Here is an 18,052-nt window from a genome sequence, read left to right on the forward strand (position 1 = left end):
ACTCCTTTTGGGTTTTAATGAGAAGATGGCTGGTTGAGTAGCATCCAGTACATACCAAGCTCAGATACGGCTTTCATAAATGATTCAAAGCCTACGGGCTTTACCACATAGCTATTGGCGCCCAGATCGTAGCATTTGTCTATATCCGGATCTTCCTTGGAGGAGGTGAGGATGATCACCGGAATCTTCCGTGTGCGCTCGTCACCTTTTATCTGTTTGAGTACTTCTATACCACCTACTTTTGGCATATTGATGTCCAGTAAAATAAGCTTTGGAACATTTTTGACTTCTCTTTCGGAATATGCGCCATTGGCAAAGAGATAGTCTAATGCTTCGGCTCCATTTTCCAGGTGCACCAGTTTATTGGCCATATTGTGCTTCTTCAATGCCCTGATCGTCAGCTCGGCATCACTTACACTGTCTTCTACGAGTAGAATTTCAATTTCATGTACGCTCATATTGATTGTGATTTAATGGAAGTGAAAAATGAAAAGTAGCTCCTTGATCCACCTGGCCTTTGGCCCAGATTTCCCCATCATGTTTGGTAATGATTCGGTGAACGATGGCCAGGCCCACACCTGTTCCTTCAAATTCGTGTGGCATGTGCAATCGCTGAAATACGCCGAAGAGCTTATTGGCATACTTCATATCAAATCCTGCGCCATTGTCTTTTATTCTGAATATCAGCTTTGTATCCTTGATTTTGGTGGAAATATGCACCTGTGGGTTTTCTCGTTTTGAGGAATATTTTACCGCGTTGGCAACCAGGTTGTAGACCACCTGATGTAATAACGTGTAGTCTCCATAGACTGAATGTAATTTTTTCACGACAACTTTTGCCTGATGTGGCGTGGATTTTTGAACCTGGGAAAGTACGTTCACTACGAGTTTGTTGAGATCAACTTCCGTCTTTTGAATTTCCTTTCTTCCTAATCGGGAGAAGGCCAGCAGGTCGTCTATCAGCCTGCCCATCTGAACGGAGCTGGTGGTAATCATGCCGATGATCCGTTTACCTTCGTCATCCAGGATGTTTTCATAATCCTCCTTGAGCATTTGGGCGTAACCATTGACTGCACGGAGCGGTGCGCGCATGTCATGAGCCACCGAGTAGGAGAATGCCTCCAGTTGTTGATTGACCTTTTGGGTTTCTTCCTCGGCTTCCTTTCTTAGTGCATCCTCTCGGTTGAGCATTCTGGTGCTTAACCAGATGAGTACCAGAAAGACTATGATAATACTCAGGATCAATAAAGCAGAGCCTAGTTCGATGGAGATGGACATTTTCCACGCACTGTATAGTCGCAGAAACCCCAGTAGAGTGGGGATGCAGATGGCCGCTGGAATGAGAATTCGCGCCGTTTTAGCGCCCGAATAGTCACTGGTAAACTCCGCCATGAGTCCCTTATGTGGTTTGGCAAACAATATCCCGAGGGACAGCAATAGAAAGCTGACTGCCGTGTTGATGGCCATGGGAAGATGCTTCAGGAAACCGTAAAACACTTTTACCTGGTAGAGGTATCCCAATATGGAGAGGATGCCCACCATGCCGATACTCATGGCAATGAATTGGGCAGGCACATGATTACCTCGTGTGGTATAGTTGAGGATGAAGAGCGCAATGGAGGCGAGCAGAAATGCCAGAGCTGTATTCGGGGCCATTCGGTTGCTGATGTTTCCGACGAGATCATTCTCCAGTTTCTCATAAAACAGTAGTGTGTCCACATGGCTGTCTACTTCCAGAAGAACGCCCACTATCTTCACTGTGGCAATAATCAACACCAAACAAGCGAGCATAAGGCCATACTTATACTGATCTGGATGGTTCCTGGCCGAATTAGAGGTCAGCAGCCAGAGTGAAAGGCCGGAGAGTATAAAGCAAATCGCCGTGGCAGGGTTCATTGCTACCAGCCCGGGTATGGGCCGTTTGATAAATTCAATATCAAGAATCCAGCTCAGTAGAACCAAAAAACCGATCAGAATAACTGGTGAGGCAAAAGCCCTGCTGCTATTCCAGATGGTAGGCGAAAGTACTCTTTTCATCTATCAGGAATGAAAGGGTTGCATAGAATTAAACATCATATTTTTTGGGGATCATTTTAAATCTAGGCAAAAAGAAGGTAGTGGAAAAGTTATTAGACACATAATGTATCGTTATGTGATAAAATAACTATTTGAATGAAAATAATAGAACGAATTGTCAGTAATCCGAGTACTCAGTTGGGTATAGAAAGTAAATATCAGAATGTGACACGGTATTGGCATACCTGGGCATCACCTTAAGGGCTTGCCACTCCGGACTCTCACCGAATGCTTTCCAGTGAGTATCACGACTTTGCTGATCGGTAAAGGTGGTCATATACATCAGGTTGGGCATTTTATCGCCTGAGATGACTTCACCATAGAACACTGCGTTGAATTCTAATTTTTCAAAGAGACTGACTTCTCCGCCGGCGTTAAACATATCCACTTTACTCCAGTAATACTTTTCTGTGGCTGATTCATAGCTCCGAAGTTCATATACACGGTCTGCACTTGCTCCTGATAGTTTCGGCGTTTGCATCATAGGCATCTCCGTGAAGGCCCTCAAAAGCACAGATGCTATCCGCTCATACGGTGGGTTATCATGTGGCGCATTGAGGTAGTTAGCACCCGCGGCCTGATAGATACTGTCCTCAGCGAGTTGATCTGTGATGGTCAATAGCTGATCCATAGAGGTGAGTGGCAGGAGCACGACGATTTTTTGGCTAGAGTCTGCTTCGCTTGGTCTCGGTTTGAATACGCCAATGTTAGCGACTCCCAATCTTTTCATTGCCGGCAGGTATGCCTCACGGAGGTATTGATCCGTCATGCTCACCTGCTGGTCAGTAGCCATTGTGTAAGTTTTTAGCTCATAATATTGACGTTCAGGAGCGGGTTCGGAGTTCGCTGCTTTTTTGCTCTGACAGCCCAGGGCCATCAGGCAAATCAGAAGAAAGAACGAGTTTGTGGGTTTCATAGGCTATTTGAATTGTGGTTAATGAAGAGGATTTCTCAGGTATCGGACCAATGAAAAACAGGATACCACTGTCCATGCACCTTCCAAGATAATGAAAGGAAGATAATCTAAAAGGATAGAAGCAAGGCAAGCGAGTGCTGCTCCGGTCAGGTTGAGCAGGATAAATGCCAAATCCTTTGTAGTGAGCTTTCCCAGGGTATTGAGCAGGTAGGCGAGCAGGATGAGAAAGACGCCAATGGATCCTAGCCAATCTGTGGTGTTCATAGAGTGATATCTGTTAATTCCAAAGGGTAAATTAAATCAAAAAGGAGCTGCCGATCCGGTGCTCCTTTTTAATTTAATTGGACGTGATGTTCTTTATATTTTCAAGCTCCTCAGGTATTCTATGCTTTTTGGGATTTGAGTAATGATCCGGTCGCTTTCGTCTTCTATGAAGTAATGTTTGATTCCAGCACGTTTGGCCGCTTTCAGTATGGCGGGGATGTCTAGTTCTCCATCACCTACGGTAACGTCATTGTCTGTATCGGTGAGGCCGGTCAGGTCTTTCTGAACTCCTTTTCTGAGGTCTTTCACATGCATGAGTTTCCACCGGCTACCGTATTTGTCCAGCAGGGCAGCAGGATCTCCGCCACCAAACTGAATCCAGAAAATATCCATTTCAAATGAGACATATTCCGGATTGGTGTTTTGGATGATATAGTCGAGCAAAGTGCCGTCTTCATAAGGCTGAAACTCGTAGCCATGGGCATGGTAGCAAAAAGTGATACCACTATCGGCCAGGATCTTACCAAAGGTATTGAAGTCCTCCACGGTTTTCCTGGCATTTTCCAGTGTGAAGTTTCCTTTCTCATGTGGCAGCCAGGCACACATGACATATTCAGCCCCCAGGATTTTGGCTCTTTCTATCACTGACAAAGGGTCTTCTACCAGCGTGTTGTAGCCTGTACCCATGGAGGGAATGGTGAGCCCTTTTGATTCACACAGTTTTTTATATTCGTAAGGATCCATGTCGCCACCCCCACCTTCTATGGAGGTGAAGCCCATACTCACGATGGTGTCCAGGGTTTCGGGGGTGCCATTTGGAAAGCTTCTGCGAAAAGTAAAAGGCGCGATGCCTAAAGGTTCGGTAAAGAGTGGCTCCTCAGCGATGGTTTCTTTGGCTTGTTCCTTTTTTGCCAGCTGGCAGTTGGTGAGGAATAGGCCCAGTAGGAGAGCTGGTATTAATATTTTCATCATTTTGTATTTTAATAATTATAGGTTTCTTTTTTTCATTTCATCCACGGCATAATTGGCCGCACGAGCGGTCAGAGCCATGAAGGTAAGTGTGGGATTTTGCGTGCCGGTAGAGGTCATACAGGCTCCGTCCGTCACGAAGACATTTTTACACTGATGGAGCTGGTTCCATTCATTGAGGAGGGAAGTCTCCGGATCATGCCCCATGCGCACGCCACCCATCTCATGGATATCTGATCCGGGAGGTGAGTGAGTGTCTTCTGCGGTGATATTGATGAAACCAGCTTTTTCAAACATCTCTTTGGATTGCTCTACATAGTCCGCGACCATTTTGTCGTCGTTTTCCGTCCAATCGCAGCTCATCACGATTTGAGGGATGCCATATTTGTCTTTCAGCTCTGGGTGTAACCGGAGGTGATTTTCTTCTACAGGTACACACTCGCCCATCATCCAGCTGCTAATGCTCCAGAGTCCATGTTTGGGGTTGAGCAAATTTTCAGTCAGAGACAAACCGATCCCTTGTGTATCCGGCCCCATCCATCGGCCACCACCTATCCCAATGGCGTAGCCTCTTAAGAAATCGGTTTCCTGCTTCCTCAGGTTTCTGAACCGGGGAATGTAGGCGTTACTGGGGTTGCGGCCACTAGTCACTTTGTCTGCAAATCCTTCAAACTGTGCATTGGCCTTGCCTCTATAGTTATGCCAGGAGATGTACTTGCCCATAAGTCCATTGTCGTTGCCCAGGCCGTTTGGAAACCGACCAGAGGTGGAGTTGAGCAAGATGGCGTTGCTGTTGAAAGTGGAGGCGTTGACAAAGACAATGTCTGCGTAGAATTCTATCATCTCCTTGGTATGCGCATCGATGATTCGTACACCGGTGGCCTTTTGCTTTTCTTCGTCATAGATGATCGAATGTACCACGGCATCAGGGCGGAGGGTCATGTTTCCGGTTTTCATCGCCCAGGGGAGGGTAGAAGCATTGCTGCTAAAATATCCCCCAAAATTGCACCCTCTGCGGCACATGTTTTGGTTTTGGCATTTGGATCGGCCCTGCTCTATGTGAATGGGCTGCGGATCAGTTAGATGGGCACATCGGGCGTTGATCAGGTGCCTGGTGTCGCCATAGTTTTTCTTCAGGCTTTCCTTGAAATGACTCTCTATACAGCTCATCTCAAAGGCCGGCATCACCTCACTGTCGGGTAATTCCGGAAGGCCATCTTTGTTGCCTGCGATACCGGCAAATTTCTCCACATGGGTGTACCAGGGTTCCAGGTCTTTGTATCGGATGGGCCAGTCCACAGCAAAGCCGTCACGCACCGGCCCTTCGAAATCCATATCACTCCAGCGTTGGGTTTGTCTTGCCCAAAGGAGCGACTTGCCGCCCACATGGTAGCCGCGAAACCACCTAAAGGGCTTTTCCTCCACAAAGGGTTGCTCCTCATCTTTGATGTTCCAATGGAGGGAGTCTGCACTGACTCGCTTTAGGTTCTGATAATCCATTCGTTGGTCGATGGGGACAGTCCCGCGAAATTCAAACTGCCAGGGCGCCTTGGAGGCGGTAGGGTAGTCTTGCACGTGCTTCACATCCCTGCCTCTTTCCAGCACCAGGGTTTTGAGCCCTTTTTCGCAGAGTTCTTTGGCCGCCCATCCACCACTGGCTCCAGAGCCAATGACGATGGCATCGTATGTTCTTTTCTTTTTAGAATCTTGCAGCATGATTGGATTATGATACGAAAGGTTGATGAATGTCTACACAGCCCAGGAAATGGCCGGGTACTACGCGGTAGTGGTAGTGATTGGTCATCACTTCCTCCGTGGTGCGAAATCCTGTGATGGTCTCGGCTTTCATCAGATTGAAAAAATCCTGCTCAGCTTCTACTTTGGATTCGGACCATTCGGTGAGGAGCTGTTCCCTTTGCTCTGTGGTGCAGTCCACAAAGTCATTATTGAATTTTTCATTGGCGGCCATGTTTAGTGCAGCCAGCTGCAATTTCAGCTTATCCTGTTCCTCTTTTTCCTGGCACTTCTCAAAAAAGCCCAATAAATAGACCGGTACGCCCAGGTCTACAGCTCCATAGTAAGCTCCTCTGGGGATGATGGTATCTGCAATGGAGGTGATGAGGTCCTGCTCACTTGGTTTGAAAAATGAGTTACTCATCAGGTCCTTGATGAAAGTAAGGTCTTTGGCCCAGTAGCCAAGTGCCACGGTGCCCACCGAGGCGGCCGCCAGTGCCTTGAGTGTATTGCGTCTGTTCATACGGGTTGGTATGTTGTTTAGGGAATTTAAGATACCAAGCCCAAGCTCAATCCAGAAGGAAATAGACATATGGATACTATGTTTCCATCAAATGATGCTGATCAATAGCACAAGGCTATAGATTTAGTCAGGGGTGAGGCTGTGATTATTTCTCTCATTAACTTTGGCTTCATGAGTACAAAGAACATCCACTACCTGATAGCCGTCATTTTTATCGCTTTCGCGGCACTGCAATACAACGATCCTGATCCATTACTCTGGATGCTGATCTATGGTGTGGTGACGCTGGTAGCAGTTCTGAAGGTCTACCTTCGTCAGCTCAATTTCAAGCCACTGGTCACTACTTTTATGGTCATTTTTGGGCTTTATTCACTGATGTATGTGCCGGTTTTTGTGGAGTTTCTGGGCAATCCTGATAAGTCCGAACTTTTCGGAGCCATGAAAGTGACTAAATCATGGATAGAAGGTACCCGGGAATTTCTCGGACTGCTGATAGCCATAGGAGCGCTCGAGTATTTACGCCGCAGTAAGGTGAAAGGGAAGTAGGTTATTAGCTTCCTGGGAGTACTAGTCCGAAAAGGTGATTGTTAGCCACAAAGAAGTGAAAGGCTATTTGTCCAGGGTAATTGTTTTTCCTGTTTCAGCACTTTTACGAGCAGCTTCAAGTATTTCCATCACAATCATGTTATTCTGGAGTGAGGAGGGCTCGTAAGCACTCAACACGACCTCATTGTGGATGACGGCAGCCAATAGGGCAAAGGGGTCATTCAACGGTGCTGGTCGCTCTTCCAATTGATGGAATTCCTCCTGATAGCCATCGTAGCCCTCGGTCATTCTTACCCGAAGTTGGTTGCGATTGTCGGCATAAATAGCTCCGGTTAGCCCATAAATGTCCATGTCTTTTCTCCCGATGGGCCAGTTCCACAATGCTTCAATGATGGCATTGGAATCATCATAAGTCAAAATGATAATCGCTTCGTCATCTACTTTTGGGTTGTTTTCGGGCTGTAGTTGTTGGGTTATGGCAGTTACAGTATTGGGCTTTTGTCCATCTTGTAGCCAGGTCATCAGGTTTGCGCCGTAACAACCAAAATCCATAATGGCTCCACCGCCGTTTTGAACGGGGTCTGTAAGCCAATCTAAGAACTCATCATTTACTCCTATTTTCTTGGGTCCTTTATGTCCGTCGCGTATGATCACCTTTCGCAAATCTCCCACTGCACCGGATTTCAGCAGCTCATAAGCTTTATGGTTGGATGGATACCAGGTGGTCTCATAGTTGGTGAGCAGGTGTATGTGATGAGCTTGGGCAAGTGCTTGCATCTTTTTCGCATGCTCCAGGCTTACCGCCAATGGTTTTTCCACCATGACATGAATGCCCAAAGGCGCACACTTTTCCACAACTTCCAGATGTTCATATATGGTACCAAAGGCCGTGACAGCTTCCGGGTGGGTGCGATCAATCATTTCATCCATGCTATCAAAGACTATACTCATGGGAAATCCGTGCTGGTCTGAGTATCGCTCGGCCAGGTCTCGATTGGGCTCCACAATACCAACCACCTGTATATCGCCCCGGTCTTCACGTCCGAGTATCCAATGCACATGGGTATGCGTGAGCCCTACCACACCGACTTTCACAGGCTCCTTTTGAGCCAATAACTGAAAGGAAGTCAGTATCATTATGCCTAAGGAAAGCAGAAATTTGTACATCATCATTTTATTCAATTTACATTTTTACAGGAAGATTTAAACCCCAAGAGAACCCTTAAGATGGTCAGTAATCCTGCATATTTCCTAAGTTATTTAAAAAGCCAGCCAATGATATTTCCATCCATTTTCCGGGTTATATTCTATTCCCGGTAAGGGAATCTTTATGAAGTTTAGCGCCCCGAGCAGGCCCCTTATCAGATTGGATCTGGTCTCTATTTTAGTCAGGTCCACGTCCAGTGAGAGATAGTATTGACCAGAACGAGTGAATTTGGGCAGTGTCTGACCTGCCTCGTTTTCTGATGGGTTACTACTGCCGCCTGTGTATCCATCAATGCCATAACCGACGGCCAGATTGAGCCATTTAGGTAAGCGCGAAGCGTTTTGAAAAATAGTGCTTCTGAGGTTGGTGGAGAGCCAATAAGTCTGACCATTGTAATCTTTTAACCACCTCTGGCTGCTGCTGGAGCCGAGCAGCTCGGGTCGGTACTGCGCATATGGTGAGCCGGAGTAGGACCATTTCAGCATGACTTTTTGTTCGCTCCAGATGAGCTCCTGACTGATAAACGCAGCGGAACCCAGGGTGTTGGCGGCAAAGTCGCCGATAGAGAACCCCCAATCCTCAGATAGTCCATCAAAAACTTCTACGCTTGTCAGAAAGAACAATCCGGTCATTCCACCATACCAGGTGGCCTGCTGATGGTCTAATCCCGACCATGCCAGGCTTTTTGCGCTTAGTCGTCCTATTTGATAGGCGGTGGTAGTATGTCCGAGCTTGTCCATATAGCCCCAACTGTTGTTGTCGTTGAAAAAATGGAACCTTCCGAAATCCTGATACCAAACCGAACCCAGACCGATTATGCTGACGGTATATAGTGTACCCCCACCTATCAGGAGTGTATTGAACCTCTTCTTATTTAGTTTTTGTTCCTGAGCGAGTAGGCCGAAAGGAATTAACAATAGCAGGATGACTTTACTGACTTTTGAAGTCATTCTTTATATGGGAGTTTTGTTGTTCAACGAACATTAAAAGTAGCTTGTCGCCCGGGCCTTTGCAAACGAATCAAAACGAACAGAGGATTGCTATGTCACCATGGATAAGAGTCATTGTCACATAGGCGATTATCACATCTGTGTAGGGGCTCCATTCACTTGCTGAGGGCGGAATTTCTTTCTTTACTGCATTCTTCGTTTGCCCTACAAGGAGGAAGCTTTATCAAAACCGATTGTTTCTCTGTATAGTTGAGGAGATACTTCAGTGTTCTTTTTGAAGAACCTGCTAAAGTAGTATTCATCATTATAGCCTAGTTCGTAGGCGATTTCTTTGATGTTCTTATTGGTTAAATATAATTCTCTTTTGGCTTCAATTATAATGCGCTCAGAGATCAAATCAGTTAAAGTTTTGTGGTAATGTACCTTGGTTAATTTGGTTAACGCTTTCGGTGTAATGGAGAGCATATCTGCATAGTCACTGGCGGTATGCTTTGTTTTATAGTGAGTTTCAATATAATTTTTTAGGTTTTGGAGGATAAAAGGCTCTTCATTTTCTGCAGTCACCTTTTGAGCGTCGGCCTGCTGTTCTGTTTTGAGTCTGGATGCTGTGATTAGGAATATTTTTAGATATGAAATCAATAATTCGTACTGAGCCAAAGCTGGTTTTTGTAATTCTATTTGAATTTGGCTGATGATCATTTCAATATTTCCCTCTGTTCCTTTATCAATATTGATCAACGGAGGGGCGTAAATGTTATTGAATAATACACCGTGGCACGCAACTTCCTTGTGATGCTTATGGATGCAGAAAAAATCGGGATGAAAATTGATAACCAAACCGCTTAAGGGTTCGGTGGCATTGAGCATAAAAGGTTCGTATGGTGAAAATGAGAGCAAGGAGTTTTGGCTGAATGGATACTCAGAAAAATTGGCTCTTAGTTTCCCATTTCCTTTTTTCACCCAAATCAATGAATAATAGCCCGGCCTCTGAATATGATCAAATGGATTGTTCCTTTCGAAAGTGTAAAGCTTGAAAGCCAGATTCCCTGTCTGAGGATTGATGAGGGTTAAATTGTTTTGTTTTTCCACGGTATCAATATTATGTCAGCCTTCTGGCACTTTCGTCAATCTTTAAGTCATTGATGCTAGCAAAACGTTTTTGCATGAGTCCATTCTCATCAAACTCCCAGAGCTCATTACCATATGCTCTATACCACTGATTAGTTTCATCCTGATACTCATATTCAAATTGCACTGCGATCCTGTTTTCCCTGAATCCCCAAAGTTCCTTTTTTAGTTTATAACTTCTTTCTTGCTGCCATTTCTTTGTTAAGAATTCGACAATCTCTTCACGGCCATTGATAAATTGGGTTCTGTTTCTCCATTCGGAATTTTGTGTATAAGCTTTTGAAACGTTTATCGGGTTTTTCGAATTCCAGGCATCTTCGGCTTTTTGCACCTTTTCGAGTGCAGTTTCCAGGGTAAAGGGTGGAAGTGGGTATCTTTTTTCTTGATTCATTTTAGAATAATTTAAGGTAAAATTCAAAAGAGGGAATGCAATCTTGCCACATTCCCTCCTTGAGCTGTTGATTTATATACTTTCGGCTACCGGAAAATCTACAGGAACCTTGGTGAGGTTGTGTAGGTAATTCATAGCCGTCTTGTCACTTATCTGAAGGATCAAATCAACAAGGTTTTCTTTGGTATAGCCTTGGGAGAAAAAGTCCTCGATGTTGCTATTACTTGCATTACCCCTGTTTTGAGTAATGTCTGCGGCCAGTTTCACCAAAGCATTGAGTTTTGGGTTTTCATTTTGTCCCTTTCGGATGTCCAGTAATTGATTGTCATCAAACCCATTCATCCTTCCTAGTACAAGGTGAGCACTTTGGCAATAGATACACCCATTTACCTGGCTGACCACAAGGTTTACGGCTTCCTTTTCTTTGTTTGATAAGGATGTTTTGGCATTTTGATAGTCCAAATACCTTTTGAGACCATGATCTGAATAGGCTATGGTCGCGTAGAGGTTCGGGACAAAACCCAATGCGCCATTTAGTTTGTCAAAAATCTCCTGATTGGTTGGAGATACTTCACTTTTGGTAGGGACATTAAAGTCCACAACTGTTACATTTTCCATTTTCTTGTTTTTTTTGTTCTGGTCATTATCGACAAGACAAAATTGGGGAGTGCGTTACTTGGATAAAATGGACAAATCCCGTCAATGGATGGATGATTTTCACGAGGTGGATTAAAGCAATGGATAACATCCGTTTAGCGTATTGAGGTTCTAAACCAAGTATAAATGGACCAACCACCGAGGTGAGTTGCGGAAAACCTCTGATTTTACTAAGTTCATTTGAGTAAATCCGGAAGAGATGAAATTGAATATCAGAACCAGTTGTGAAAATGCGCCCAAGAAGGAGCTGATTAAAGACCTCACCGTATTATTTGCGGCCTATGATATTTCACAGGCCATGCAGTACCTGGAGGACGACGTTATTTGGACTTTGGTGGGGGATGAGCCTATCGTCGGCAAGGAGCCATTTGCAGCGGCACTTATGGAAATGGCCCACAATAAGGCGACCGAGCTCACCATTCACAGCATTGTCACCCATGGCAAGGAAGCTGCCATCAATGGAGAGATGGTGATGGGTGACGGGAATGTTTTTGGATTTGCGGATTTCTACGAATTCACCAGTGTCAAGGGCTCCAAAGTGCGCTCGATCACGTCTTATGTGGTGCAGAAAGTCAAGTCTGAATGATGCCTCTGAGCAAGCAAACGTCAAGGTGAAAGGCTATGCCGTATGGCGTAAATCATTATCTTTTCGCATGCAAAAATCATTAGCCCTACTCACCCTGTTTCTGATCCACCAATTTTCCTTTGCGCAGACCAGCGCGGAAGCCATCAAGGATCAATATTTCGCAGAGCAGCAAGTGTTTGCCCGGCAAATAATCAAGGATATCTATTCCGATTTCGCTTCATTCAATGCTGTCGACCCGATTCGTTTTAGCACCTCCATTGACTCGCTGGAGGGTATCTTCGATGCCCACTTGAATAAATACAGCGACCAGTTGGATGCTGCAGTCATTCGAGATGAAAACGTAGGGATTCAGTATTTTTTCGATAAGTTCTTATTGGAGTATCCTTATCATCATCAGGACTATACAGGGGAGCAGGTTTCTCTTCCCGCCGAGAAGCAATCAAGGATAACCGGGCATGCTGCCGACTTAAACAATCCGGATTTACTCTCCAACAGAGATTTTCGAGCGTATGTGCAGGCGGTACTCACCATAGATGCCAACGAAGCGATAGCCACTGGAGCCTACGACCAAAGCGATAATCAGCAGTTGGAAGCTGTTTGGGCTTGTATTAACAGGCGCTTCTCTGATTCAGCGGTCAGAGATTATTGGCGAGCGGAATATCTAATGAATCACATGGATAACTATGGAGTCAAAAACATCAGCCCCATCTATGATGAGTTTGTAGCCACTTGTAGCCAGGAAGAAGCCATAAGTAAAGTGAAGGCGGCTTACGAGAAATATGAGCACGCAAGGGCAGCGCATCTCATCGAGATTTACAAGAAAGTGGATGGGTATGAGTTGGAAATGCATTTGTTTCTTCCGGATGCTCAGAAATTCACCGGTCAGCGACCAGCCATCCTCTACTTCCATGGAGGTAGCTGGTCAGAGGGAAAGCCAGACTGGTTTTTTGGAGAAGGTGAGGAGTTCGCCAAACGGGGTTGGGTGGCCGCAGCCATCGAGTATAGGATAAAAGGACGACATGGGACATTGCCTTTTGAGTCTGTGAAGGATGCTAAGTCTGCAGTGCGTTGGCTCCGGGAAAATGCTGTGAAATACAAAATCAATCCGGACCAAATTGTGGCAACGGGAAATTCAGCCGGAGGGCATTTGGCTCTGGCGACTGTCCTGGCAGAAAGCTGGAATGAAGAGTCTGATGACCTTAATTTCAGCGCGAAACCCAATGTATTAATGGTTGTTTCCGGGGTTTTTGATTTGACTGTGGACAATTCAAAATGGATCGTAAAGACCTTGAATGACAAAGAGCTGGTGAAGGAGATTTCTCCGAATCACCTGATCAAAGAGGGTTTGCCACCCATGCTGATTATTCATGGCGAGAATGACGGAAATTGTCTTTACTCAACAGCTGAGTATTTTGTAACAGTATCCGAAAGCCTGAACAATGAAGTGACGTTCCGCACCATAGAGGGTGCGGGTCATTTTATCTGGTTTGGAAGATATGGAGGCAAGGTTTCGGCCATCCAGAGCGAATACCTGGATGCCTTAGGTTTCGACTGAAAGTACATTAACTTAACATGTCAAATGAACCTGGGCAGTGACCCGAGTGTCCCTTTTGACGCTGCAATCCTTCTGAAAACATCTTCTCTACTAAGCATGAGCAATAATCAATATCACCTGGCCCAATTTAATATTATCAAACTAAAGGATTATCTGGATTCTCCGGTTGTAAAGGAATTTAGGGATTTTCTGGCGCCAGTGAATCAGCTGGCTGAGGAGAGCCCGGGTTTCGTGTGGAGGCTAAAGGATGATCTGGGCGAAAGTGCGGCTAATATAGAAACACCCTATGAAGATGAATTGATATTTGTGAATATGTCTGTGTGGCAAGATTACGAATACCTGAAGGCGTACACCTATCAGACAGTGCATAGCTATTTTTTGAAAAGCCGAAAGAAATGGTCTCTTGAAATCGAAGGACACAGAGCAGTGATGTGGTATGTCAATGAGGGGCATGTCCCTTCTTTAGCAGAAGCCAAAGGAAAACTGGACTTGCTTAATGAATCTGGTTCTTCCAGGTTAGCATTTAGTATGACTGATGTTTATCATTCCGATGGGTCCAAGCTGAAAAAGTAAGCTGGGTCGGTAGAAAACTCTTCAGAAATGAACCTGAGGCTTGGTGTTAGACACTCATCCACTTCACTGTTTTGGGAAAGGGCTTCAGATGTTAACTTATCGAGAAGCTTTTTGTTGAAAATCGAATCTGGTCGGGAAATGATCTACCAAAATCTGCTTTAGACTAGCTTCATCAAGGTATTTAGATTGAAAGCCCCCAACTATGTCATAGGTTTCGGCTAATACACGATCATCCGGATTTAAGGAGGAGGAGAGCATGATCACCACGATCTTTTTCTCAAAAGTGTCTTTTATTTTTTTGAGCTCGTTCAAAAACTCCCAACCATTCATTTTGGGCATATTGATGTCAAGAAAAATGAGCTCCGGAGTGAACTTTGCTTTTTTGAGTATTTCCAATGCCATTTCTCCATTTCTGGCTACTTCCACATATTCCACCCATGTTGATCGCAGAATGGTTCTTTTTTGAAGGAAATTGCAATCTTTATCATCGTCAATGAGAAGGACGCACTTCAGTTTTTTCATTAGGTTTTTATTGTAAAATAGAATGAGCTTCCAATTCCAACTTCTGATTGGGCCCATATTTTTCCATGGTGAAGTTCGACAATTTTTTTGCAATTGGCTAGACCCAGACCGTATCCTTCAAATTCCTCATTTTCATGAAGTCTTCTAAAGATAGAAAAAATTTTACCTAAATCTTTTTCAGGGATTCCAATCCCGTTATCATTTATTTCAAAGAGATAGCCCTCTCCGGTTTCCATTTTTTGAGATTTGATATGGATGACCGGCGTGATCTTCTTCTTTCGAAACTTAATGGCGTTGAGGATGATGTTTTGAAAAAGTTGGTGCATTTCCATTTCGTAGCCATCTATAACAGGTAGCGGATCAGTGATGATTTTTGCATCCTGTTTTTCGATGGTAGCACTTAGGTCCTTGATTACATCTTTTACTACTTCGTTGCAATCTACCGTTTCGCGTTGTTTCTTTTGGCTGAGTCTGGCGTATTCCAGCAGGCCCGTGATGAGTTTGTCCATTCGGTCGGCTGATTGGCTGATGGAGTTAAGGTATTCTTTAGCTTCATCGGTCAGGGAATGACCAAAATCCTCGTCAAATGCTTTGATGTAATTGATGATCGTCAATAAGGGGTGTCTGAGGTCATGAGAAGCGATATAGGCAAATTGCTCCATTTCCGTGCTTTTGGCTTCTAATATCGAAGCATTTCTCAATAGCTCTTCATTCTTCAGGTTTTCGGTCACATCCTGGCATGTTCCTACCATTTCTATGACTTCATCATTGTCATTGGTGAAAATTTGACCCACCAAATGGATGGTTTTCACCCGGCCATCCCTGAGTAAGATCTTGTGAAAAAAATGATGAAATTTTTTGTCTGCGATAGAGGTTTGAACCCGCTCAGTGACATACTCTATGTCATCAGGGTGAACGTAGCTAAAGTAAGTATCATATTTGAGCCCACCTACCTCATTTCTGCCAAAGACTTTGTATAGATTATCCGACCATATGACGTCATTGGTTCGAAGATCCCATTGCCAATGACCCATTCCCACGATCTCTTCCGCAAAATTCAGGAGGTGGTTCTTCCTGATCAATTCATTCTCAATGTTCACTTTCCGACTTTCATCACTTATGACCGCAGCCACCAATCCCCCAAATTCAATTGGTAGGGTGGTTAATTTTACTTTCACCGGAAATTCTTGGCCATCAATGTGATTGCCATGAAGAACTGTGTTTTTCAATTGGCTGAGAGGTTGGTCACGGATGTCACTTACCAGATTGTCTATTTGACTCTTACCAAACTTAGGGGGAATAAGGGTCTCAAGCGTCTGTCCTACAAGGCCATTTGGATCATGGCCAAAGAGTTCCCTCACCTGATGGTTGGCGTAGTGAATTTCACCTTTATCATCTATGACGACCGTGGCACAGGGAAAAGATTCCAACATGGAAAGGTGATGATGGCTGACACTTTTGATATTGTTCATAGTAGTTTTTCTGAGCCCTGAGATGAGAGGTAGGACGTTATGCTGTTCCGAAGTTGTTAGGAGTAGTACAAAACTAGCGAATTGGCAATATGATGACAGATGTACTCGGTTATTGGGATAGTGTACCCGTTGACTTGGGGAATACGCGCGTTGAGTCCTCAGGGAATAGTGTTGAATCAAGCACTTATAGATCTGTTATTTGGTATATTAACAATGTGTTACGTAAAGTTTATTTCGCTCTAAATACGTCATTGTTTTCTTGTTTTTAATATATTAATGAGAGCTTAATTACTTCATTATGAATGATTTAGATATTAAAAAAATTAGGCGCGCATATGGAATCACACAGCAGGAACTGGCTGATAAGCTGGATGTATCACTCAAGACAGTCCAAAACTATGAGGCTGGGCGTAAAATTCCTGACAAAATGAAGCAATTAGTGCGTTATTCTTTTCCCGAAAAAGGAAATAGTTACGTGCAATGGTCACAAGAGGATTATAACCAACTGAATGTTGGTCACCTGCTCTCTGAAATAAATATGCTTAAAGAGATTAAAAAATTGCAGGCGGATAAAATCAAGTTTTTAGAGTTGGAGAAGGATCGTCTGGAGAGTGATTTGCGCAAACTTATGGGTAAAGAAGCTAAAAATAAAGCGCAATAACGCTCCTTTGAATGGCCATTTTTATCCTTAAATCGGCCAATTTGAGTGATTTGAACCTTTTTTTAAACGCCGTTTTTGCCAAAATGGAAAATGATTAAAGGACCAAGCAATTTCAGAAAGTAAGGACGAAAAGGAGGGCAGGGCATCCAAGGCAAGTGTGAATCATTTTGACTCCAAAAAAATCCTAGAAGACGCACGAACCAGATTAGTCAAAATGATTTTTTGCGTTGGTGCCTTTTCTTTTGCTTCGTTTTCTTTGGGCAAGCAAAGAAAATGAAGGTTAAGTGTGCAATCAGTTTGGGATGAGCCATATAAGTATCAGACCACTACCATATCATACATTATTAATACAATCTCCTAGCAGAAATCGCGTTTGATCCATAAAAATGAATTTACATAACGTAAGTACATAACGTAGGCAATAAAAAAGGCAGTCACAAAAATGTAACTGCCTGATTTTCAGAGTAGCGGGAACAGGACTCGAACCTGTGACCTTCGGGTTATGAGCCCGACGAGCTACCAACTGCTCCATCCCGCGATGTGGACTGCAAAAGTAGTACAGTCTTTTAGATTTGCAAAGCCTTCTGCTTAATTATTTGAAAACTTTATCTGTTATGCTCTTAAAACATCCTGGTGCTGTAAATCGTTTCAATAGGGATGAAAATACAACTTACCCCTGAATACCTTAAGCTGGTTTCGGCTGCCGCCGATAGGGTGGGCCTCACTGTTAATGAATACATCGCCAAAGTAATCATCGAACACTTCGAACGGCGAAAATCGGGCTGATTTCATTCAAATTTCATCAGGTTGGCAGTGGATTTAGCGAACTGGTAGGCATGAAAAAAGGCGTAACCCGACCGGCTATCTGATTTCTCAGCAAGTTGCCACTGTGAGTTCGCTGCGAAGGTGGTGCCCCTGCTGTCTTCGGCATAGGCTTGTCCTTTTACTTCACCACCCTCTTTGTAGAGGGTTCTTATTGTGGCTTTGCCCTTGAAGAGTTCCACCTCGCTTGGCTCCAGCCGTACCTCCATTTTATATTGGGTGTTTTGTCCGATAAAGGTGGGGGATGTGCTAAAAGTAAGCTTGTCCCGGTCAGAGGATTGAAGGTCAATGTTTTGGTCTTTCAACTGCTCCAGCATCCTGTTCATCAGCTGTGAAGCAGGCAGGAACGAATAGGTAATGATAATTTGACTGCTGTCGGGGACATTATCTAGCTCAGAGGCTTGCAATGCGGTCTTGTTGGTGGTGATTTCATACCAACTTTTTGTTGTCTGGCAAGCGCTACATAAACCAATCAGCAGTAGAATGATTAATCTTTTCAT

At 44.3% G+C, this 18,052-nt stretch carries 21 protein-coding genes and 1 tRNA gene; 6 read left to right on the forward strand and 16 right to left on the reverse strand.

Annotated elements, in window-relative coordinates; all coding sequences use genetic code 11:
• Positions 1-14 precede the first annotated feature (14 nt).
• From ACHKAR_RS05015 to ACHKAR_RS05045, 7 genes are all read right to left on the reverse strand, one after another.
• Positions 15-458, reverse strand: coding sequence for a response regulator (locus ACHKAR_RS05015; protein ID WP_395416427.1), 444 nt, complete (start codon positions 456-458; stop codon positions 15-17).
• Entirely contained in the window at positions 445-2,037 is a 1,593-nt protein-coding gene (locus ACHKAR_RS05020) for a sensor histidine kinase (RefSeq protein WP_395416428.1), read from the reverse strand. The genes ACHKAR_RS05015 and ACHKAR_RS05020 overlap by 14 nt, the downstream gene beginning before the upstream one ends.
• 157 nt (positions 2,038-2,194) lie before the next feature.
• Positions 2,195-2,992 (reverse strand): NIPSNAP family protein, encoded by a 798-nt coding sequence (locus tag ACHKAR_RS05025; RefSeq protein ID WP_395416429.1) that lies wholly within the window; start codon positions 2,990-2,992, stop codon positions 2,195-2,197.
• An 18-nt stretch (positions 2,993-3,010) separates the two neighbouring features.
• Positions 3,011-3,256 carry a CBU_0592 family membrane protein gene (locus tag ACHKAR_RS05030; protein ID WP_395416430.1) on the reverse strand — a complete coding sequence of 82 codons (246 nt, stop codon included), beginning with the start codon at positions 3,254-3,256 and terminating at the stop codon, positions 3,011-3,013.
• A 93-nt stretch (positions 3,257-3,349) separates the two neighbouring features.
• Complete coding sequence (locus ACHKAR_RS05035; protein WP_395416431.1) at positions 3,350-4,228, reverse strand: sugar phosphate isomerase/epimerase family protein; 879 nt, start codon at positions 4,226-4,228, stop codon at positions 3,350-3,352.
• A 15-nt stretch (positions 4,229-4,243) separates the two neighbouring features.
• On the reverse strand, positions 4,244-5,941 hold the full coding sequence (locus tag ACHKAR_RS05040) for a GMC oxidoreductase (RefSeq protein WP_395416432.1): 1,698 nt from the start codon (positions 5,939-5,941) through the stop codon (positions 4,244-4,246).
• Positions 5,942-5,948: 7 nt separating this feature from the next.
• Positions 5,949-6,482, reverse strand: a complete 534-nt coding sequence (locus ACHKAR_RS05045; protein WP_159580937.1) for a gluconate 2-dehydrogenase subunit 3 family protein — start codon at positions 6,480-6,482, stop codon at positions 5,949-5,951.
• A 171-nt stretch (positions 6,483-6,653) separates the two neighbouring features.
• Here ACHKAR_RS05045 and ACHKAR_RS05050 point away from each other — a divergent pair, with 171 nt between their 5' ends.
• Positions 6,654-7,028, forward strand: a complete 375-nt coding sequence (locus ACHKAR_RS05050; protein ID WP_159580935.1) for a transmembrane 220 family protein — start codon at positions 6,654-6,656, stop codon at positions 7,026-7,028.
• Positions 7,029-7,091: 63 nt separating this feature from the next.
• Here ACHKAR_RS05050 and ACHKAR_RS05055 read toward each other — a convergent pair whose 3' ends face one another.
• The 5 genes from ACHKAR_RS05055 to ACHKAR_RS05075 form a co-directional block, all read right to left on the reverse strand.
• Positions 7,092-8,201, reverse strand: a complete 1,110-nt coding sequence (locus tag ACHKAR_RS05055) for a Gfo/Idh/MocA family protein (RefSeq protein WP_395416433.1) — start codon at positions 8,199-8,201, stop codon at positions 7,092-7,094.
• 87 nt (positions 8,202-8,288) lie between these two features.
• Positions 8,289-9,185 carry a DUF2279 domain-containing protein gene (locus ACHKAR_RS05060; protein ID WP_395416434.1) on the reverse strand — a complete coding sequence of 299 codons (897 nt, stop codon included), beginning with the start codon at positions 9,183-9,185 and terminating at the stop codon, positions 8,289-8,291.
• Between the two features lie 204 nt (positions 9,186-9,389).
• On the reverse strand, positions 9,390-10,145 hold the full coding sequence (locus tag ACHKAR_RS05065; RefSeq protein WP_395416435.1) for a helix-turn-helix domain-containing protein: 756 nt from the start codon (positions 10,143-10,145) through the stop codon (positions 9,390-9,392).
• Positions 10,146-10,284: 139 nt separating this feature from the next.
• A complete protein-coding gene (locus tag ACHKAR_RS05070; protein WP_395416436.1) occupies positions 10,285-10,704 on the reverse strand; it encodes a nuclear transport factor 2 family protein in 420 nt (139 codons plus the stop codon).
• A 72-nt stretch (positions 10,705-10,776) separates the two neighbouring features.
• The gene (locus ACHKAR_RS05075) at positions 10,777-11,322 is read right to left on the reverse strand and encodes a carboxymuconolactone decarboxylase family protein (RefSeq protein ID WP_395416437.1); all 546 of its coding nucleotides are present in this window, start codon (positions 11,320-11,322) and stop codon (positions 10,777-10,779) included.
• Between the two features lie 238 nt (positions 11,323-11,560).
• On the opposite strand from ACHKAR_RS05075, the gene ACHKAR_RS05080 reads away from it, so the two are divergent.
• From ACHKAR_RS05080 to ACHKAR_RS05090, 3 genes are all read left to right on the forward strand, one after another.
• On the forward strand, positions 11,561-11,947 hold the full coding sequence (locus tag ACHKAR_RS05080; protein WP_395416438.1) for a nuclear transport factor 2 family protein: 387 nt from the start codon (positions 11,561-11,563) through the stop codon (positions 11,945-11,947).
• A 67-nt stretch (positions 11,948-12,014) separates the two neighbouring features.
• A complete protein-coding gene (locus ACHKAR_RS05085) occupies positions 12,015-13,502 on the forward strand; it encodes an alpha/beta hydrolase (protein WP_395416439.1) in 1,488 nt (495 codons plus the stop codon).
• A 96-nt stretch (positions 13,503-13,598) separates the two neighbouring features.
• On the forward strand, positions 13,599-14,075 hold the full coding sequence (locus ACHKAR_RS05090; protein ID WP_395416440.1) for a DUF3291 domain-containing protein: 477 nt from the start codon (positions 13,599-13,601) through the stop codon (positions 14,073-14,075).
• Between the two features lie 96 nt (positions 14,076-14,171).
• Here the strand turns inward: ACHKAR_RS05090 and ACHKAR_RS05095 are convergent, their stop codons facing one another.
• Positions 14,172-14,597, reverse strand: a complete 426-nt coding sequence (locus tag ACHKAR_RS05095; protein ID WP_159580919.1) for a response regulator — start codon at positions 14,595-14,597, stop codon at positions 14,172-14,174.
• Positions 14,597-16,069 carry a sensor histidine kinase gene (locus ACHKAR_RS05100; protein ID WP_395416441.1) on the reverse strand — a complete coding sequence of 491 codons (1,473 nt, stop codon included), beginning with the start codon at positions 16,067-16,069 and terminating at the stop codon, positions 14,597-14,599. Before ACHKAR_RS05100 ends, ACHKAR_RS05095 begins: the two co-directional genes overlap by 1 nt.
• A gap of 298 nt (positions 16,070-16,367) precedes the next feature.
• Between ACHKAR_RS05100 and ACHKAR_RS05105 the strand changes: the two genes are divergently transcribed.
• Positions 16,368-16,730: a helix-turn-helix domain-containing protein gene (locus tag ACHKAR_RS05105; protein WP_395416442.1), complete on the forward strand. Its 363-nt coding sequence runs from the start codon at positions 16,368-16,370 to the stop codon at positions 16,728-16,730.
• A 465-nt stretch (positions 16,731-17,195) separates the two neighbouring features.
• On the opposite strand, the gene ACHKAR_RS05110 is transcribed toward ACHKAR_RS05105, so the two are convergent.
• Positions 17,196-17,268, reverse strand: a tRNA-Met gene (locus ACHKAR_RS05110).
• A gap of 119 nt (positions 17,269-17,387) precedes the next feature.
• On the opposite strand from ACHKAR_RS05110, the gene ACHKAR_RS05115 reads away from it, so the two are divergent.
• Positions 17,388-17,516 (forward strand): hypothetical protein, encoded by a 129-nt coding sequence (locus tag ACHKAR_RS05115; RefSeq protein ID WP_255465170.1) that lies wholly within the window; start codon positions 17,388-17,390, stop codon positions 17,514-17,516.
• Between the two features lie 2 nt (positions 17,517-17,518).
• On the opposite strand, the gene ACHKAR_RS05120 is transcribed toward ACHKAR_RS05115, so the two are convergent.
• Entirely contained in the window at positions 17,519-18,052 is a 534-nt protein-coding gene (locus tag ACHKAR_RS05120) for a hypothetical protein (protein ID WP_395416443.1), read from the reverse strand.

This window comes from Marinoscillum luteum (assembly GCF_044005705.1).
GTDB classification, from domain to species: Bacteria; Bacteroidota; Bacteroidia; order Cytophagales; family Cyclobacteriaceae; genus Marinoscillum; species Marinoscillum luteum.

Excerpts from the sequence above, each read along its gene's own strand:
- ACHKAR_RS05015 (WP_395416427.1), bottom strand. The coding sequence starts at position 458 with ATGAGCGTACATGAAATTGAAATTCTACTCGTAGAAGACAGTGTAAGT.
- ACHKAR_RS05030 (WP_395416430.1), bottom strand. The coding sequence starts at position 3,256 with ATGAACACCACAGATTGGCTAGGATCCATTGGCGTCTTTCTCATCCTG.
- ACHKAR_RS05025 (WP_395416429.1), bottom strand. The coding sequence starts at position 2,992 with ATGAAACCCACAAACTCGTTCTTTCTTCTGATTTGCCTGATGGCCCTG.
- ACHKAR_RS05095 (WP_159580919.1), bottom strand. The coding sequence starts at position 14,597 with ATGAAAAAACTGAAGTGCGTCCTTCTCATTGACGATGATAAAGATTGC.
- ACHKAR_RS05120 (WP_395416443.1), bottom strand. The coding sequence starts at position 18,052 with ATGAAAAGATTAATCATTCTACTGCTGATTGGTTTATGTAGCGCTTGC.
- ACHKAR_RS05080 (WP_395416438.1), top strand. The coding sequence starts at position 11,561 with ATGAAATTGAATATCAGAACCAGTTGTGAAAATGCGCCCAAGAAGGAG.
- ACHKAR_RS05050 (WP_159580935.1), top strand. The coding sequence starts at position 6,654 with ATGAGTACAAAGAACATCCACTACCTGATAGCCGTCATTTTTATCGCT.
- ACHKAR_RS05085 (WP_395416439.1), top strand. The coding sequence starts at position 12,015 with ATGCAAAAATCATTAGCCCTACTCACCCTGTTTCTGATCCACCAATTT.
- ACHKAR_RS05115 (WP_255465170.1), top strand. The coding sequence starts at position 17,388 with ATGAAAATACAACTTACCCCTGAATACCTTAAGCTGGTTTCGGCTGCC.
- ACHKAR_RS05040 (WP_395416432.1), bottom strand. The coding sequence starts at position 5,941 with ATGCTGCAAGATTCTAAAAAGAAAAGAACATACGATGCCATCGTCATT.
- ACHKAR_RS05020 (WP_395416428.1), bottom strand. The coding sequence starts at position 2,037 with ATGAAAAGAGTACTTTCGCCTACCATCTGGAATAGCAGCAGGGCTTTT.
- ACHKAR_RS05100 (WP_395416441.1), bottom strand. The coding sequence starts at position 16,069 with ATGAACAATATCAAAAGTGTCAGCCATCATCACCTTTCCATGTTGGAA.
- ACHKAR_RS05045 (WP_159580937.1), bottom strand. The coding sequence starts at position 6,482 with ATGAACAGACGCAATACACTCAAGGCACTGGCGGCCGCCTCGGTGGGC.
- ACHKAR_RS05090 (WP_395416440.1), top strand. The coding sequence starts at position 13,599 with ATGAGCAATAATCAATATCACCTGGCCCAATTTAATATTATCAAACTA.
- ACHKAR_RS05105 (WP_395416442.1), top strand. The coding sequence starts at position 16,368 with ATGAATGATTTAGATATTAAAAAAATTAGGCGCGCATATGGAATCACA.
- ACHKAR_RS05075 (WP_395416437.1), bottom strand. The coding sequence starts at position 11,322 with ATGGAAAATGTAACAGTTGTGGACTTTAATGTCCCTACCAAAAGTGAA.
- ACHKAR_RS05060 (WP_395416434.1), bottom strand. The coding sequence starts at position 9,185 with ATGACTTCAAAAGTCAGTAAAGTCATCCTGCTATTGTTAATTCCTTTC.
- ACHKAR_RS05055 (WP_395416433.1), bottom strand. The coding sequence starts at position 8,201 with ATGATGATGTACAAATTTCTGCTTTCCTTAGGCATAATGATACTGACT.
- ACHKAR_RS05035 (WP_395416431.1), bottom strand. The coding sequence starts at position 4,228 with ATGATGAAAATATTAATACCAGCTCTCCTACTGGGCCTATTCCTCACC.
- ACHKAR_RS05070 (WP_395416436.1), bottom strand. The coding sequence starts at position 10,704 with ATGAATCAAGAAAAAAGATACCCACTTCCACCCTTTACCCTGGAAACT.